The sequence below is a fragment of the Salinivibrio sp. YCSC6 genome, assembly GCF_004916735.1.
GTDB classification, from domain to species: Bacteria; Pseudomonadota; Gammaproteobacteria; order Enterobacterales; family Vibrionaceae; genus Salinivibrio; species Salinivibrio proteolyticus.
Genome location: NZ_CP039516.1, coordinates 2,479,848 through 2,495,877, shown reverse-complemented (window position 1 = coordinate 2,495,877; position 16,030 = coordinate 2,479,848). Strand labels below are relative to the sequence as shown.

The window sequence follows — 16,030 nt, the reverse complement described above, 5'->3', positions numbered from 1 at the left end:
ATTTCCTTGGCCTTTTACATGGATAAGAGCGCAGATATATGAACTAGCGCTGGTCCGTGTACTGAAACGCTTTAATCACCTGATTGACGCCGCGAATATTGCGGGCGATATCAGCCGCTTTATCCGCTTGTGCTTGGGTCACTGCACCAAGAAGAAAGACTTCTCGTGCCTCGGTCACCACTTTGATGTTCACGCTGCGTAGGGTGTCATCGGCAACAAGCGCGGCTTTAACGCGGGTCGTGAGCCAGCTGTCGGTACTAATATCAGCCAAGCCCAACATCGGCGCTTGGCGAATTTGGTTGTAGACCACATCCACATTGTCGAGCGCACGAATGCGGGCAACAAACTCCTCGGTCAATGCCGGATCGGCACTTTGCCCCACCAAGAGAACCTGACCTTGGAAAGCCGCGGCTTTCGCGCGGATCTTATTTCTAAACGGCGATTTATTGACAATGCCAGCGGTATTGAGACCGATTTGTGTATCTTGCCATTCTTCGCCAGTGGTGCGCGGGTCAGACGAGTAAACGGCGGAACAAGCCTGTAAGGTAAAGGCGAGTAAAACGGTCAATAACACACGCATGTTTATTCTCCGTGAGAAGGGAAAAGCACCTGATCAATCAAGTCACACAGGCAGTGCACGGCAAGTAGGTGACCTTCTTGAATTCGCGCTGTACGCTGTGAGGGAATACGAATTTCGACATCTCGTTGGCCAAGCAAGCCTGCCATTTCGCCGCCGTCTTTGCCTGTCATGGCAATGATGGTCATATCACGCGTTACCGCGGCTTCCATGGATTTAATGATGTCTTTGCTGTTTCCGCTGGTCGAGATGGCGAGGAGCACATCCCCCGCTTGGCCAAGCGCGCGCACTTGCTTGGAAAACACTTCATCGTGGCTGTAATCGTTCGCAACCGCCGTTAACGTGGTGGTGTCTGCGGTCAGCGCTAACGCCGGTAAGCTGGGGCGTTCGGTTTCGAAGCGGTTTAGCAAACAGGAGGCGAAATGTTGCGCATTAGCCGCAGAGCCGCCATTGCCACAGCAAAGAATTTTATTGCCATTCAGCAGGCTTTGCACCATCACTTGTGCCGCTTGTGACAGATGCTCTGGAATCGCTTCTGCGGCCGCGATTTGTGTTTGAATACTCTCGGTAAAGCTTTCTTTGATGCTTTCTAGCATTACTTACCCTTCAACGATGTTTTTTATCCAGTTGATTGCTTCAACGTGGCCATCAAAGGTCACAGCGTCAAAGCGAAACTCGGTGTGGTGACTGTGAAAGCCGTGACGTTGCATCCAACGTTCGGCAGCAAGGTACAAGCGGCGGCGTTTGGTGGCGGTGATGCTTGCGGCAGCGCCGCCAAAACCGCGCCCTCGTCGGAAGCGGACTTCGACGAAGACTAAGCACTTGCCCTCTTGCATGATTAAATCCAGCTCGCCTCGGCGGCTATGGGCGTTTTTATCCAGTAAGGTCAGCCCTTGTTGGAGCAGGTATTGGCAAGCATGTTGCTCGTAGGCTTGCCCCGTCTCCTTAGTTGGCTGACCTTGCATTACTGGCTTGCTCCGTTATCCGTCGGGGCAACCGGCTCGATGTCGGTTTTGCCAAAGCGTGCCCACTGCATTTTACGGTTAATGACGCAGTTGTCACCGAGCGATAGTTGTCCGGTTTGACCATTAACCTGATAACCGGGCAGCGCTTGCATTTGGGGCAGGCCGGTTAGGAGGGCGTAAGCATCGACCCCTAGCGCATGTAAGCGCGCGGTATTATTACTTTGTGCTGGGTGGCGACGCGCATGTTGCTGGTGTGCTTCGCTGTCTGGGCTGATCAGAAGGGGGACATCGCTAAACTCAATGCCTTGTAACTCGCCCAGTTGTCCCATGCCATCGGCGCGGTTGTTACTGCGTGAGCTGGCATACAGTTTAGGCGGAACCACATCAGGGTTAATCGCCACTTCGATGAAAGGTTTCAACAAGGTCAGATCAGCGGCACCGGCTACCATGTACACCGCATCAATATCGCGGCGACTTCTTGGCTGCGATAACAAGGGTAGATCGGTCAGTTGTTTCATTTGCTGAATACGGCGCTGACTTCCGTCTAATCCAAAAATGGATTGAATGCGGGCTTGCATGCCACTGCGATCCCCAAAGGCGGCTTGCTCCGCTTGGGTGTCCGTCAAAGCCTGCCAGCGGGTGGAAAACGCTTCGCTCATTCGACGCCCAAAGGTGGAGTCAGGATACAGCACCATCGGGAACTGATAGCCTTGGTTATAAAGGTGATCGGCGGCTTGTGCCGCTTCTTGCTCGGGAGAGAGGGTGAAATAACACACTCCGGGAGTGAAACTATCATCGTTGGGCTGGTTTAAGGCCAACAAAGGCACTTGACCGGCGATTGCCTCACTCACTGCGGCGACCATGTGTTTTTGGAGCGGGCCAACCACAAAGTCGAGGCGATCGTCTTGCACGCGCTGTTCAAGGGCCTGCATATCGAGCGCATTGGTATCATAGAAAAATACCGTCGGCTTTTGCTCACTCTTGTCATCGAGCATTGCTTCGACAAAGCCGTCGCGAATGGCATCCCCTTGTTCGGCAAATTTGTCGCTCAGTGGCAGCATCACACCGACACGCGTTGGTTGGGTGATGGTGAGCGACTGAATATCCGCCAAGTTATCGGGCAAGTACCGATTGGCCGGATGCGCGGGATGTTGACTTAAGTAATCGTCAAGTGCGGTTTGCATTTGAGCCGGATCGCGGCTGTAGCGCCGAGCAATGTCTAGCAAGCGAACCCAACCGGCGAGAATGTCATCATCGCCGCTTTCAATCCGTTCCACTTCGCGCTGGTTTAATTGCTGCAAATCTTGCCACAAAGTATTCCACGCTTGGCGAGCCTCGCTGCCGTCCAAATAGCCAGCGGCCAAGCGTTGGTTGGTCACTGCGGCGAATGCATTGCTTTGCTGACGCGCAATGGTAGCTTTTTGACGATAAAAACGCGCGCGTTGCTCGGCACTCAACTGCCAATTTGGGTTGAGGGTGAGTGCTTCATCGGCCTGAGGGAGCTTGCCGGTTTCCGCTAAAAAGCGCGCCCGTGTCAGCGTCCACTCGATCTGTTGATCGGTGGTAAGAGGGCGTCGCTCCAAGCGTTGCAGCAAAACGTCTGCTTGGTTGAACTGTTGCTCGTTAATGAGCGCCTTGATCGCCAGTAAAAACCAGTCATTTTGCTGGTTGCCTTCACTGGTTTCTGCTTGCAGCAGGTAGAAGGTTGAGTTCTCCTTCGCCGGTTGACTGATCGCATGGCGAGCTGTGGGTCCTGTGGTTGGCGCGCTACAGGCCGCCAGTGCCAACGCCAAGGCTACAGGCGTGACAAGTCGTGTTACACTTTGACGCTTCTGGGTAAGTTTAAGCATGAACATGTTTCAACCGTGACAACGTTGCCCCTATCTTAATCGCCGAAGGGTTGTTAAACAAATGACTGATGCAAATCTATCCGAGCGGGCACTTCCCACGCTATATATTGTACCGACGCCAATCGGCAATTTGGCTGACATCACGCAACGTGCGTTAGAGGTGTTAGCCAATGTTGACCTGATTGCTGCCGAAGATACGCGGCACACGGCTCGATTATTGTCGCATTTCTCGATTAGCACCAAAACGTTTGCCCTGCACGAACATAATGAGCAGCAAAAAGCGGCTGCGCTGATTAATCGCTTACAGCAAGGTCAGTCGATAGCTCTGGTCTCCGATGCGGGCACGCCGCTGATCAGTGACCCAGGCTATCACCTTGTGACGCAATGCCGCGACGCGGGGATCCGAGTGGTTCCGCTGCCGGGCGCGTGTGCGGTGGTGACTGCATTGAGTGCATCAGGCTTGCCTTCAGACCGCTTTAGTTTTGAAGGGTTCCTGCCGCCGAAAACGAAAGCCCGCCAAGACACGTTCCGTGATTTAGCCGATGACCCGCGCACCTTGATTTTTTATGAGTCGCCGCACCGTATCCGCGATAGTTTGGCCGATATGCTGGCAGTGCTTGGGCCAGAACGCCGCGTGGTACTGGCGCGCGAGCTCACCAAAACCTTTGAAACCATTCACGGCGCGCCCTTGGGGACATTAATTGAATGGTTGAATGAAGATCCCAACCGCTTAAAAGGCGAGATGGTGTTGCTAGTGGCCGGCCACCGTGCGGATAAAAATGCGTTGCCACAGTCCGCCTGTCGCGCATTAGGGTTGCTTGCCGCTGAGTTACCTCTTAAAAAAGCGGCGGCGTTAGTCGCGGAACTGTATTCGGTTAAAAAGAACGCACTCTATAAGTGGGGCTTGGAGAATCTGTAACTGGGCGTGATTTTGGCTGGCTTGCGCTGACAATCTTCTATATACTCCCCCGCTCGAGTTGGCCGGGTAACCGCTGCTTTATTGATGTCCTTTGGGAGACTGATAAAGGGGAGGAAAGTCCGGGCTCCTCAGGGCAGGGTGCCAGGTAACGCCTGGGGGGCGTGAGCCTACGACCAGTGCAGCAGAGAGTAGACCGCCGATGGCTCTTCGGAGCACAGGTAAGGGTGAAAGGGTGCGGTAAGAGCGCACCGCGCGTCTGGCAACAGTTCGTGGCACGGTAAACTCCACCCGGAGCAAGACCAAATAGGTCCCTATTGGCGCGGCCCGCGTTTGGGGACGGGTAGGTTGCTGGAGCCTGTGAGCGATTGCAGGCCTAGACGAATGGTTACCGCCGTTTTTACGGTACAGAACCCGGCTTACAGGCCAACTCAACCGCATTTATAGGCGAGCCTTTTTGGGCTCGCCTTCTTGTTTTCAGCGATTGGTCAGATGATTTAGTTATATTGCTATCAATAGTCGATAAGTGAACACAGACTAACCAGCTGAATTGCCTCTTTTATTTCATAATATGTGATCGTAATCACTTTCGTGACTCGCTTGACTTTCTTTTTACCTGCTACGTACACTTCTGGGTGGGAAAATGTGGTGTAAAGTGGATAATTTTGGTGAAAAAGGGAAAATAACGCCATGTTACGAGGCGTCAGCGCCATTTCGGTCGATAAAAAAGGACGGCTTGCCTTGCCGACCCGTTATCGTGATGCGTTAGTCGCGCATTGCGAAGGCCGCTTTGTGTGCACCATTGATCACCAACTCCCTTGCTTGGCCTTATATCCGGTCCCTGAATGGGAAGTGATTGAAGACAAGCTCTCAAAATTATCCAGCTTTCAGCCTGCAGAACGACGCCTACAGCGTTTATTGCTCGGGCACGCATTTGATTGCGAAATGGACGGACAAGGGCGACTGCTGCTTGGGTCCACGTTGCGCCAATATGCCGGACTGGATGGCAAAGCGATGTTGGTCGGCCAGCTCAACAAATTTGAAATTTGGGACGAGCAAACTTGGCAGCAGCAAATTCGTCAGGATATGGATACACAGGCGGAGTCAAACCACCTCATCAGTGAACGATTAGCAGATCTGTCACTGTAATTAATGAAGCGAATTTATGTCAGAACAATATACCCATGTATCCGTCCTTTTAAATGAGTCTGTGGACGGCCTTGCCATTAAACCTGACGGCATTTATGTCGACGGCACCTTTGGCCGTGGCGGCCACTCGCGACATATTTTGTCTCAGTTGGGCGAGAACGGGCGTTTGTATGCGATTGATCGCGATCCTCGTGCCATCGAAGAAGCCGGCACCATCAAGGATCCGCGTTTCCAAATTATCCATGGGCCATTTTCGGGCATTGAAACCTACCTCACCGATTTAGGATTGGCAGGAAAAGTCGATGGTGTGTTGCTCGATTTGGGCGTGTCTTCGCCACAGCTGGATGATCCGACCCGTGGCTTTAGCTTTTTGCGTGATGGTCCGCTCGATATGCGTATGGACCCGACCGCCGGCCAGTCTGCTGCGCAGTGGTTGGAAACGGCAAGCGCCGATGACATTGCTTGGGTACTAAAAGTTTTCGGTGAAGAACGCTTTGCCAAGCGGATTGCTCATGCGATCGTCAAATACCGTGAAGATGAAGAGACCCCGCCGCTTGAAACCACCAGTCAACTGGCCAAGTTGATCGACAACACGGTGCCGTTTAAAGAGAAGAAAAAGCACCCCGCGACCCGCAGCTTTCAGGCGATCCGCATTTATATCAACAGTGAGCTCGATGAGATAGAACTGGCCTTGCAAGGCGCATTGGCGGTGTTGGCGCCTCAAGGACGCTTATCGGTGATCAGTTTCCACTCACTCGAAGATCGCATGGTGAAACGCTTTATTCGCAAACAAAGCAAAGGGCCGGAGGTGCCGAGAGGGGTGCCGCTGACCGAGGCGCAGATTGCTGAACTTGGTTCGGCGGCGATGAAACCCATCGGTAAAGCGATCAAACCATCGTCACAAGAAATTGAGCACAATGCCCGTGCACGCAGTTCGGTGCTGCGTGTAGCAGAAAAGCTTGGATAAACCATGGAAAGACGCCCGAGCCTCGCTAAACAAATTCGCCACGACCTACTGGCAGTAGGCAAGGTGCCTTTGTTGCTGCTCGGCGCCGTGCTGGTCTCGGCAATTGCGGTGGTATTGATGACACAATCCACTCGCAACTTGATTGCTAAACAAGATGCGTTGCTCGACCAGCGTGAAACTTTAGAAGTGGAATGGCGAAACCAACTGTTGGAGGAAAACTCCTTGTCGGAACATAGCCATGTCGAATCTGTGGCGCGAAACGCGTTTGGTATGATTCGGCCCACGCAAAAAAATGAAGTGATCGTTAAACGACCCTTGAGTACGAACCCGTGAAAAAGCGTACCCAGAAGCCAGCAAATCGACGCACGCCAAAAGCGCCACCTGTTTTTATCAAGTGGCGCTTTGGCCTTATTTGTGTGTTTATTGGTCTCGCGTTCGCCGCACTGGTGGCTCGGGCGGCTTTTATTCAAGTGATTGAGCCCGACCGTTTACGCTACGAAGGGGACTTACGTTCGGTCAGGGTGGAAGAAGTACATTCCGCCCGTGGGATGATATCCGACCGCAATGGTGAGCCTCTGGCGGTCAGTGTGCCTGTCCAAGCAGTCTGGGCGGATCCTGTCACGGTATTTAAGCATCAGGGATTAGCGAAAAAAGATCGTTGGTACGCACTTGCGGATGTGTTGGGACTGGATCGCCAAGCTCTGATCGACAAAATTGAAGCAAACCGCAACCGCCGGTTTATCTACCTGCAACGCCAAGTCCGCCCGGCCATGGCGTCTTATGTCAATAAGCTCGACCTGCCCGGGGTGGGCTTAAAAGAAGAATCTCGTCGTTTTTATCCTAGTGCTGAAGTGAGTGCTCACTTAGTGGGTGTGACCGGTATCGACGGTCACGGTTTGGAAGGGATTGAACGCCGTTACGATGAGTGGCTTACCGGTGAACATGGCAAACGTACCGTACGCAAAGACCGCTTTGGTCGCGTGGTAGAGCACATTGCCACCGAAGATAAAAAAGAAGGCCAACCTATCGCATTGAGCATTGATCAGCGTCTGCAAGCCATTGCTTATCGCGCGATTAAGCAAGCGGTCGCAGATTACCGCGCGACGTCTGGTTCACTGGTGATGGTGGATGTCAAAACCGGTGAAGTACTCGCCATGGTCAATGCGCCTTCCTATAACCCCAATAACCGTGGTGATCTGAAAAGCTTTAATATGCGCAACCGTGCGATCACCGATGTGTTTGAGCCCGGCTCTACCATGAAGCCTTTTGTGGTGCTGACAGCGTTAGAAAATGGGGTCGCCGACATGAATACCGTGATTGATACCGGAAACGGCATCATGCAAATCGGCGGCAGCCGCGTGCGTGATGTGTCGAAAGTCGGAAAAGCCAATCTGGCGCGCATTCTCAAAAAATCCAGCAACATCGGTGTCAGTAAGCTGTCACTGGCGATGCCGGTCGAAACCTTACTTGGCGAGTATGGCAGCTTTGGTTTGGGGGCGAGCACAGGCGTTGAGCTGGTGGGCGAGTCGGTGGGTATTTTCCCGACGCGTCGCCGTTGGTCCGATTTTGAACGTGCGACCTTAGCGTTTGGTTATGGTTTGTCAGTCACGCCTGCACAACTTGCCCGTGCTTATGCCACCTTGGGCTCACTGGGTGTGAATCGTCCGTTGAGTATCATCAAGCATGAAGGGGTGACGGAAGGCAAACAAGTCGCCACCCGCGACAATGTTTATAAAGTACTGCAGATGCTAGAAGGTGTCACCCAAGAAGGTGGCAGTGCGCGTCGTGCGGCGGTGGATGGATATCGTGTTGGTGCTAAAACCGGGACGGCAAAAGTCGCAGTCGCGGGAGGATACGGTGACGAATACATTGGCTACACCGCGGGGCTGGCGCCGATCAGTAACCCACGACTCGCGATGGTGGTGGTGATCAACGAACCCCAAGGTGACAAGTATTACGGCGGCCAAGTGGCAGCCCCTGTATTTTCGAGCGTGATGAAAAGTGCGCTTCAGATTTTAAATATTGCTCCGGACGCTCAGACCGGCCCGGGGCTTCAAGTAGCTCAGCGTTCTAACCAAGTGGATGCGAATGAATGATTTAAAGCAGTGGCTAAGCCCTTGGCTAGCTGATGCACCGAGTATCACAGTAAACCGACTCACGTTGGACAGTCGCCAAGTGACGTCAGGGGATGTGTTTGTTGCCATTGCCGGCCATCAAGTGGATGGTCGTCGATTTATTCCTGCGGCCATCGAGGCCGGTGCGGTGGCGATTGTTCAGCAAGCCGATGATGCAATGGCGCGTCTTGATTGGCACCACGAGGTGCCGGTTATCTCTTTGCCGGATCTCTCCGCCTTATTGTCAGCGTTGGCGGCTCGGTTCTATCACGACCCGCAGCAGCGAGTAGGCTTGATTGGCGTGACTGGCACCAACGGTAAGACCACGGTGTCGCAGCTGATTGCACAATGGCTTGATGCGCTAAATGCACCCACCGCCGTGATGGGCACCACAGGCAATGGCTTTATCGGCCGACTGCAGGCAGCGGAAAACACCACTGGCGATGCCATTAGCATTCAAGCGCAGCTAGCGACCTTTGCCGACCAAGGTGCCAAGCATGTGGCGATGGAAGTGTCCTCGCACGGATTGGTGCAAGGCCGCGTGGCGAGCTTGGCCTTTGATGCGGCGGTATTTACTAATCTCAGCCATGACCACCTTGATTATCACGGCACCTTAGCGGCATACGCTGAGGCGAAAAAGCAGCTTTTCTCATTGGGTAACCCGCTCAAAGTCATTAATGCCGACGATAAGGTGGGACGCCAATGGCTGCGCGAGTGGCCCAAGGCGATTGCGGTCGCGCTGCACGCTGATTCTTTGCAACACCACGACGGCCCTTATGTGCGTGCCACCCAGATTGATTTTGCCACCGACGGCGTACGTGTGATGGTCGAAACCAGTTGGGGACAAGGGGAGTTGAATGCTGCCTTGGTGGGTGACTTTAACGTCAGCAATCTCTTGGTCAGTTTGGCGACCCTATTAGGCTTAGGCTATTCACTGGATGCCCTGTTAGCGACTAGCGATCAATTGAATGCCGTCATTGGCCGGATGGAGGTTTTTCTTGCCCCTGACAAACCGACCATGGTGGTTGACTATGCTCACACGCCCGATGCGCTGGAGAAGGCTCTGATCGCGCTGCGCCGCCACTGTCGGGGTAAGTTGTGGTGTGTCTTTGGCTGCGGCGGCGATCGTGATACCCGCAAGCGTCCGGTGATGGCTCGCATCGCCGAGCAATATGCCGATCAGGCGGTACTGACCAACGATAACCCGCGCAGTGAAGCGCCCAATGCGATTACCGATGACATGCTTGCTGGGATGCAGGCCCCCGATAACGCGTGGGTTGAGCACGATCGCGCGCGTGCATTGTCACGGGTGATGCAGGCGGCCAAAGCTGACGATATCGTGCTGGTCGCGGGCAAAGGCCATGAAGACTACCAAGTCCTTGCCGACGGCAAAGTGCATTATTCCGACCGTGAAACCGTGGCTGCGTTATTGAAGGAGTTACCATGATTACCACCGCACTCATAACCTTTGCTGATGTTTTGGCCGCGCAATGGCACGGTGTGGACACCCCACCGGCGCTTGACGTTGCCGCGATCACCACAGACACCCGACAGGTGACTAAAGGCGCGCTATTTGTGGCGTTGAAAGGCGAACGGTTTGATGGGCACGACTTTGCAGAGCAAGCCAAGCAGGCGGGCGCTGTGGCACTGGTGGTATCGACACCACTGGATATCGACTTGCCGCAATTGGTGGTCGACGATACTCGTATCGCGCTGGGCCAGCTGGGCGCGTGGGTTAAAGGGCAGTGTCAGGTTCCTACCATCGCGATTACAGGCAGCTGTGGCAAAACCACGGTTAAAGAAATGCTCGCGTCCATTTTGTCGCGCAAAGGGAAGACCTTGGCGACCGCAGGCAATTTTAATAACGATATCGGGGTGCCGCTCACCTTGTTTCGTCTCACGCCCGATCATGACTATGCCGTGATTGAACTGGGTGCGAACCATATCGGTGAAATTGCGTACACCACATCGCTTGTCAAACCGGATATTGCCATGGTGACCAACCTTGCGGCTGCCCATCTTGAAGGGTTTGGCTCGCTAGAGGGGGTCGCGACCGCCAAAGGTGAAATTTATCAAGGCCTACCTCAAGGCGGCATAGCGCTGGTTAACGCGCAAAGCCATGGCGGTGAGAAATGGCAAGCCGTACTGGCAGACAAAAACGTGATTCAGGTGACTGAGCAAGCGGCTGCGCCTTTGCAACTGGTGGAGAGCGAGCTGGTCGAGGCGGGCTGCTACCGCTTAGTGTTCAGTGACGGCGAGCAGCAATCTACGGTGACGTTACCGCTGCCCGGCAAACACAATATTACCAACGCATTGATGGCAGGGTGTGCCGCGATGCAGTTACCGGGCGTGACCTTAGAGGACGTTACTCAAGGACTTGCGGCGATGAAAAATGCCGCAGGCCGCACCGAAGTGAGTGAGCCGCGTGCCGGACTCCGCCTGATTGACGATACCTATAATGCCAGCGTTCCGGCGATGAAATCCGCTATCGACGTGCTTGCCAGTTATTCTGGCGAGCGTTGGTTGATTTTAGGCGATATGGCCGAGCTAGGGCAGTACAGCGAACAAATGCACCGAGAAGTGGGTGAGCACGCCGCCAAGGTGGGGCTGACGCAGGTGTTTACCACAGGAACCGATAGCCGTGTGATCAGCGAATGCTGTCACGGCCGTCATTTTGACTCAAAAGACGCGCTGATCGCGCATGTAGTAACCATGATGAAAACACATAATCCCGACACCATTTTGGTCAAAGGCGCCCGAGGTATGGCGATGGAGGCGGTTGTTGCCGCCATTAAGGAGGCCTGCTGATGCTGGTATGGTTAGCTGAGGCATTGCAGGGCTTTTTCCCGTCAATGCGACTGTTTGAATATTTGACCTTTCGCGCCATTGTGAGTGCGTTAACTGCGCTTGTGTTCTCGTTATGGATGGGACCGCGACTGATTAAATATCTGCAATCGATGCAGATTGGCCAAGTGGTACGAGAAGAAGGGCCCGAATCGCACTTTAGCAAGCGTGGTACACCTACTATGGGCGGGGTGCTTATCCTGGCCGCCATTACCCTGACCGTCTTTTTATGGGCAGATTTATCGAACCCCTATGTATGGGCGGTGATGGTAGTGTTGCTCGGGTACGGCACGGTTGGCTTTGTCGATGATTATCGCAAAGTGGTGCGCAAAAACACCGATGGCTTAATTGCACGTTGGAAGTATTTTTGGCAATCCGCCATTGCGCTAGGTGTGGCCTTTGCGCTGTATGCGCATGGTAGTGACACCGCTGCGACGCAACTGGTTGTGCCCTTTTTCAAAGATGTGATGCCTCAACTGGGGCTGTTTTATATCGTCTTTACCTATTTTGTGATTGTTGGCACCAGCAATGCGGTGAACCTAACCGATGGGTTGGATGGTCTCGCGATTTTGCCGACGGTGATGGTCGCGGGAGGCTTTGCGTTTATTGCGTGGGCAACGGGGAATGTGAACTTTGCCAGCTATCTGCATATCCCTTACATCAAATACAGCAGTGAGCTGGTGGTGGTGTGTGCCGCCATCGTCGGTGCTGGCTTAGGCTTTTTGTGGTTTAACACCTATCCAGCTCAAGTATTCATGGGCGATGTTGGCTCGTTGGCCCTTGGTGGCGCGCTAGGCACCATTGCTGTCTTGGTACGCCAAGAATTGCTGTTGATCATCATGGGCGGTGTGTTTGTGATGGAAACCGTGTCGGTGATCTTGCAAGTCGGCTCTTATAAATTGCGAGGACAGCGTATTTTCCGTATGGCACCGATTCATCATCACTATGAATTAAAAGGGTGGCCGGAGCCACGAGTCATTGTCCGCTTTTGGATTATTTCTTTGATGCTAGTGTTGATTGCACTGGCAACGCTGAAGGTACGTTAATCATGTCAACCGTGAGCCAGCGTTCGTTAACCGAGTTTGATCATATCGTGGTGATGGGTTTGGGGGTGACTGGATTATCCGTGGTGCGCTTTATTGCCCGCCATCATCCTCAGGCAACGATTCGCGTGATGGATTCGCGTCTTCAACCTCCGGGGTGTGATCAACTGCCGGCTCAGGTGACATTACATACCGGCAGCTGGCAGGAACAGTGGTTAGCCGACGCCGATCTGGTGGTGACCAACCCGGGCATTGCGCTGACGACGCCCGCGCTTGGCCCAGTTCATCAAGCGGGCATCCCCATCGTTGGCGATATTGAACTCTTTGCGTGGTATTGCGATAAGCCGGTGGTCGCTATTACCGGGTCGAACGGGAAAAGCACTGTCACCGCCTTAGTGGGCGAGATGGCCAAAGCAGCGGCTATCCGTGTGGGTGTGGGTGGCAATATCGGTGTCGCGGCGCTTGATTTACTCGACCAAGGGCATGACTTATATGTGCTGGAGCTGTCGAGCTTTCAACTGGAAACCACGGCGTCATTGGCGTTGAATGGCGCCGCGTTTTTAAACTTTTCTGAAGATCACATGGATCGTTACGACAGCTTGGCCGATTATCGCGCGGCCAAGTTACGTATTTTCGCTCACGCACACACCCGGATTGCCAACGCTGATGATAAAGCAACGCACAGTGAGCAACCTCTCGTTTTATTTGGTTTTCAGCACGGTGACTATCGTCTGATCAGCCATCAAGGCCAAGAGTGGCTCAGTCTGGAGGGTATTCCTGTTCTGCCCGTGGCCGAGCTTGCGCTCGTTGGGCGTCATAATGTTGCCAATTGCTTAGCGGCAATGGCATTGGCAGACAGTGTCGGTATCGGTCGCGATGGACAAGTTCAGGCAATGCAAACCTATACTGGCTTGCCTCATCGTTGCCAGACGGTGGCAACGATCAACGGCGTAACTTGGGTTAATGATTCCAAAGCGACCAATGTGGCCAGCACGTTAGCCGCTTTGGATGGCTTAACGCTGCAAGGGAAGCTCCATTTGTTACTCGGCGGTGATGGTAAAGGTGCGGATTTTCAGGCGCTTCAACCTGTGTTGGATAAGCTGTCTGCCCAGCTATATTGCTTTGGGCGGGATGGTGACAAACTGGCTGCATTGAGCCGCTCGTCGCAGTGTTTTGATACCTTGGAACAGGCGATTGATGTCATTGCCCAACACGTTGCACCGGGGGATATGGTGCTATTGTCACCAGCCTGTTCGAGCCTCGATCAGTTCGCCAACTTTATGGCACGTGGCGATGCCTTTGCCGATGCCGTCAAACAACTTACCGTGAGTGATGTCCGATGATACGCACTTGGCCCAAACAGTGTTGGTCTTGGCTGCGCACCCCATCGCCGGGTGTGCTCTATGATCGCCAACTTGTCTGGGTATCCCTGTTATTGATGGTGATTGGGCTGGTGATGGTAACGTCAGCGTCTATCCCGGTTGCCCTTCGCTTGGCCGATGCCCCATTTTTATTTGCGAAACGGCACGCGATTTATCTCACGGTAGCCGTGATAGCGGCTGTGGTGGTGATGTATATTCCCGTGCGGCTTTGGCAAAAATACAGTGGTTGGATGCTATTGCTGTCATCGGTGTTGCTGCTGGCCGTGTTAGCCATCGGGCGCTCGGTCAACGGTGCAGCGCGTTGGATCTCCATTGCTGGGATCAATGTTCAGCCTGCGGAGATTGCCAAGCTATCTCTGTTTGTTTTTTTGGCAGGATACCTAGTCCGCCGTCATGGTGAAGTGCGCGAGCACTTTCGTGGCTTTGCGAAGCCGCTTGCGGTGCTGTTGTTATTTGCCAGCTTGCTCCTTGCCCAGCCCGATTTAGGCTCAGTGGTGGTGATGTTTGTGACCACGGTGGGCATGTTGTTTATTGCCGGCGCCAAATTATGGCAATTTATCGCGCTGCTGGTGGCAGGGCTTACGCTGGTGGGAGGCTTGATCATTGCAGAGCCTTATCGGGTGCGGCGTGTTACCGCTTTCCTTGACCCTTGGCAAGACCCGTTTGGCAGTGGCTATCAGCTTACCCAATCGTTAATGGCCTTTGGGCGCGGTGATTGGTTTGGGCAAGGCTTGGGCAACTCGATTCAAAAATTGGAGTACTTGCCTGAAGCGCATACCGACTTTGTTTTTGCCGTGATTGCCGAAGAGCTAGGGCTGGTGGGCGTTAGTGTCATTTTGGTTTTAATTTTCTGCTTGGTCTTCAAAGCTTTATTTATTGGAAGACGTTGCCTTGAACAAGAACAATTGTTTGGTGGCTTTCTCGCCTTTGGTATCGGGATTTGGTTTGCGTTTCAAACCATGGTGAATGTGGGCGCTGCCGCGGGCATGCTGCCGACCAAGGGGCTGACGCTGCCTCTGATCAGTTATGGCGGTTCCAGCCTTTTGATCATGGCAATGGCGGTCGCCCTGCTGTTACGTATCGACCATGAGTACCGTTTAGCCACGGCCCAAGCCCATCAAATCAAGCATTATCAGGATAAAATTCAACACGATGAGCAGTAAACGTTTATTGGTAATGGCGGGGGGAACCGGTGGACATGTGTTTCCTGGCCTCGCGGTCGCTAAATATTTAGAGCAACAAGGCTGGCAGATCCGTTGGTTGGGGACTGCGGATCGTATGGAAGCCGATCTGGTTCCCAAACACGGCATTGATATTGAGTTTATTCGTGTCAAAGGCTTGATTGGTTCGGGCCTGATCCGCAAGCTGCGTGCGCCGTGGATGATCCTTAGCGCCATTTGGCAAGCGCACCAAATCATTAAGCGCTATAAACCCGATGCGGTGTTGGGCATGGGCGGATACGTGAGTGGCCCCGGCGGCATCGCCGCTTGGCTCAGTGGTGTACCTGTGGTGCTTCATGAACAAAATGCGGTGGCTGGGTTAACCAACCAATGGTTGGCAAAAGTGGCTAAGCAAGTGCTGCAAGCCTTTCCGGGAGCGTTTGAGGGTAAACCTGTGGTCGGCAATCCGGTGCGCCGTGATGTGTGTGCCTTGCCGTCACCGACAGCGCGCTTTCGTGATCGCAACGGACCGCTACGTATTCTGGTGATGGGCGGCAGCCAAGGTGCGCGCATCTTAAACCAAACCGTGCCTGTTGCGGTGGCACAAACGGCGCAGCCAGTCATGGTGCGTCACCAAGCCGGTAAAGGAAACGCGCAAAGTACCGAAGCGGCCTATCACGCTGAGGGCGTTACCGATGCGACCGTGACCGAATTTATTGATGATGTCGCCAGTGCTTATGCTTGGGCCGATGTGGTGATTTGTCGCAGTGGCGCTTTGACGGTCTCGGAACTCGCGGCAGCCGGTGTGGGGGCGATCTTTGTGCCCTTTATGCATGCCGACCGTCAGCAAGCACTAAACGGTGATTACTTGGTTGAACGTGATGCAGCACTGATGATTGAACAGCCATCACTGACAGCCGCTACGCTGGCTGAGACAATTGACGGCTTAGACCGAGCGCGCCTCCTTGCGATGGCGAATGCCGCGCGCGATGCCGCGATCATTGATGCGGATGCACGTGTGGCACAAGTGATTGCCGAACAAGCAAAATAATAGAGAAAAGAT

At 53.7% G+C, this 16,030-nt stretch carries 15 protein-coding genes and 1 other RNA gene; 12 read left to right on the top strand and 4 right to left on the bottom strand.

Going from position 1 to position 16,030, the window contains the following annotated elements; translation table 11 throughout:
- Nucleotides 1-43: 43 nt before the first annotated feature.
- From E8E00_RS11530 to E8E00_RS11515, 4 genes are read right to left on the bottom strand one after another with little or no spacing between them, the layout of a single operon-like run.
- The gene (locus tag E8E00_RS11530; RefSeq protein WP_096630771.1) at nucleotides 44-580 is read right to left on the bottom strand and encodes a BON domain-containing protein; all 537 of its coding nucleotides are present in this window, start codon (nucleotides 578-580) and stop codon (nucleotides 44-46) included.
- A 2-nt stretch (nucleotides 581-582) separates the two neighbouring features.
- Entirely contained in the window at nucleotides 583-1,173 is a 591-nt protein-coding gene (locus E8E00_RS11525) for a phosphoheptose isomerase (RefSeq protein ID WP_069586585.1), read from the bottom strand.
- A gap of 3 nt (nucleotides 1,174-1,176) precedes the next feature.
- A complete protein-coding gene (locus E8E00_RS11520) occupies nucleotides 1,177-1,542 on the bottom strand; it encodes a YraN family protein (RefSeq protein WP_096630774.1) in 366 nt (121 codons plus the stop codon).
- The gene (locus tag E8E00_RS11515) at nucleotides 1,542-3,392 is read right to left on the bottom strand and encodes a penicillin-binding protein activator (RefSeq protein ID WP_240531925.1); all 1,851 of its coding nucleotides are present in this window, start codon (nucleotides 3,390-3,392) and stop codon (nucleotides 1,542-1,544) included. The genes E8E00_RS11520 and E8E00_RS11515 overlap by 1 nt, the downstream gene beginning before the upstream one ends.
- Nucleotides 3,393-3,453: 61 nt before the next feature.
- On the opposite strand from E8E00_RS11515, the gene rsmI reads away from it, so the two are divergent.
- The 12 genes from rsmI (at nucleotide 3,454) to murG (ending at nucleotide 16,018) form a co-directional block, all read left to right on the top strand.
- On the top strand, nucleotides 3,454-4,311 hold the full coding sequence (rsmI, locus tag E8E00_RS11510; RefSeq protein ID WP_069586588.1) for a 16S rRNA (cytidine(1402)-2'-O)-methyltransferase: 858 nt from the start codon (nucleotides 3,454-3,456) through the stop codon (nucleotides 4,309-4,311).
- 54 nt (nucleotides 4,312-4,365) lie between these two features.
- Nucleotides 4,366-4,746: RNase P RNA component class A (gene rnpB, locus E8E00_RS11505), an RNA gene on the top strand.
- 252 nt (nucleotides 4,747-4,998) lie between these two features.
- Complete coding sequence (gene mraZ / locus E8E00_RS11500; protein WP_069586590.1) at nucleotides 4,999-5,457, top strand: division/cell wall cluster transcriptional repressor MraZ; 459 nt, start codon at nucleotides 4,999-5,001, stop codon at nucleotides 5,455-5,457.
- A gap of 16 nt (nucleotides 5,458-5,473) precedes the next feature.
- Nucleotides 5,474-6,424, top strand: coding sequence for a 16S rRNA (cytosine(1402)-N(4))-methyltransferase RsmH (gene rsmH, locus E8E00_RS11495; protein ID WP_077639587.1), 951 nt, complete (start codon nucleotides 5,474-5,476; stop codon nucleotides 6,422-6,424).
- 3 nt (nucleotides 6,425-6,427) lie between these two features.
- Entirely contained in the window at nucleotides 6,428-6,757 is a 330-nt protein-coding gene (gene ftsL / locus E8E00_RS11490) for a cell division protein FtsL (protein ID WP_069586592.1), read from the top strand.
- Nucleotides 6,754-8,520, top strand: coding sequence for a penicillin-binding transpeptidase domain-containing protein (locus E8E00_RS11485; RefSeq protein ID WP_069586593.1), 1,767 nt, complete (start codon nucleotides 6,754-6,756; stop codon nucleotides 8,518-8,520). The genes ftsL and E8E00_RS11485 overlap by 4 nt, the downstream gene beginning before the upstream one ends.
- Nucleotides 8,507-9,985 carry a UDP-N-acetylmuramoyl-L-alanyl-D-glutamate--2,6-diaminopimelate ligase gene (gene murE, locus E8E00_RS11480; protein ID WP_096630779.1) on the top strand — a complete coding sequence of 493 codons (1,479 nt, stop codon included), beginning with the start codon at nucleotides 8,507-8,509 and terminating at the stop codon, nucleotides 9,983-9,985. Before E8E00_RS11485 ends, murE begins: the two co-directional genes overlap by 14 nt.
- A complete protein-coding gene (gene murF / locus E8E00_RS11475) occupies nucleotides 9,982-11,346 on the top strand; it encodes a UDP-N-acetylmuramoyl-tripeptide--D-alanyl-D-alanine ligase (protein WP_096630782.1) in 1,365 nt (454 codons plus the stop codon). Before murE ends, murF begins: the two co-directional genes overlap by 4 nt.
- Nucleotides 11,346-12,428: a phospho-N-acetylmuramoyl-pentapeptide-transferase gene (gene mraY / locus E8E00_RS11470; RefSeq protein ID WP_069586596.1), complete on the top strand. Its 1,083-nt coding sequence runs from the start codon at nucleotides 11,346-11,348 to the stop codon at nucleotides 12,426-12,428. Before murF ends, mraY begins: the two co-directional genes overlap by 1 nt.
- Nucleotides 12,429-12,430: 2 nt before the next feature.
- On the top strand, nucleotides 12,431-13,768 hold the full coding sequence (murD, locus tag E8E00_RS11465) for a UDP-N-acetylmuramoyl-L-alanine--D-glutamate ligase (RefSeq protein ID WP_096630785.1): 1,338 nt from the start codon (nucleotides 12,431-12,433) through the stop codon (nucleotides 13,766-13,768).
- The gene (gene ftsW, locus E8E00_RS11460; protein ID WP_077639583.1) at nucleotides 13,765-14,970 is read left to right on the top strand and encodes a cell division protein FtsW; all 1,206 of its coding nucleotides are present in this window, start codon (nucleotides 13,765-13,767) and stop codon (nucleotides 14,968-14,970) included. Before murD ends, ftsW begins: the two co-directional genes overlap by 4 nt.
- Nucleotides 14,960-16,018 carry an undecaprenyldiphospho-muramoylpentapeptide beta-N-acetylglucosaminyltransferase gene (gene murG, locus E8E00_RS11455; protein WP_096630788.1) on the top strand — a complete coding sequence of 353 codons (1,059 nt, stop codon included), beginning with the start codon at nucleotides 14,960-14,962 and terminating at the stop codon, nucleotides 16,016-16,018. The genes ftsW and murG overlap by 11 nt, the downstream gene beginning before the upstream one ends.
- Nucleotides 16,019-16,030: the final 12 nt, after the last annotated feature.

Excerpts from the sequence above, each read along its gene's own strand:
- ftsL (WP_069586592.1), top strand. The coding sequence starts at position 6,428 with ATGGAAAGACGCCCGAGCCTCGCTAAACAAATTCGCCACGACCTACTG.
- E8E00_RS11515 (WP_240531925.1), bottom strand. The coding sequence starts at position 3,392 with ATGCTTAAACTTACCCAGAAGCGTCAAAGTGTAACACGACTTGTCACG.
- murG (WP_096630788.1), top strand. The coding sequence starts at position 14,960 with ATGAGCAGTAAACGTTTATTGGTAATGGCGGGGGGAACCGGTGGACAT.
- ftsW (WP_077639583.1), top strand. The coding sequence starts at position 13,765 with ATGATACGCACTTGGCCCAAACAGTGTTGGTCTTGGCTGCGCACCCCA.
- murD (WP_096630785.1), top strand. The coding sequence starts at position 12,431 with ATGTCAACCGTGAGCCAGCGTTCGTTAACCGAGTTTGATCATATCGTG.
- E8E00_RS11525 (WP_069586585.1), bottom strand. The coding sequence starts at position 1,173 with ATGCTAGAAAGCATCAAAGAAAGCTTTACCGAGAGTATTCAAACACAA.
- E8E00_RS11520 (WP_096630774.1), bottom strand. The coding sequence starts at position 1,542 with ATGCAAGGTCAGCCAACTAAGGAGACGGGGCAAGCCTACGAGCAACAT.
- rsmH (WP_077639587.1), top strand. The coding sequence starts at position 5,474 with ATGTCAGAACAATATACCCATGTATCCGTCCTTTTAAATGAGTCTGTG.
- E8E00_RS11530 (WP_096630771.1), bottom strand. The coding sequence starts at position 580 with ATGCGTGTGTTATTGACCGTTTTACTCGCCTTTACCTTACAGGCTTGT.
- rsmI (WP_069586588.1), top strand. The coding sequence starts at position 3,454 with ATGACTGATGCAAATCTATCCGAGCGGGCACTTCCCACGCTATATATT.
- murF (WP_096630782.1), top strand. The coding sequence starts at position 9,982 with ATGATTACCACCGCACTCATAACCTTTGCTGATGTTTTGGCCGCGCAA.
- mraY (WP_069586596.1), top strand. The coding sequence starts at position 11,346 with ATGCTGGTATGGTTAGCTGAGGCATTGCAGGGCTTTTTCCCGTCAATG.
- mraZ (WP_069586590.1), top strand. The coding sequence starts at position 4,999 with ATGTTACGAGGCGTCAGCGCCATTTCGGTCGATAAAAAAGGACGGCTT.
- murE (WP_096630779.1), top strand. The coding sequence starts at position 8,507 with ATGCGAATGAATGATTTAAAGCAGTGGCTAAGCCCTTGGCTAGCTGAT.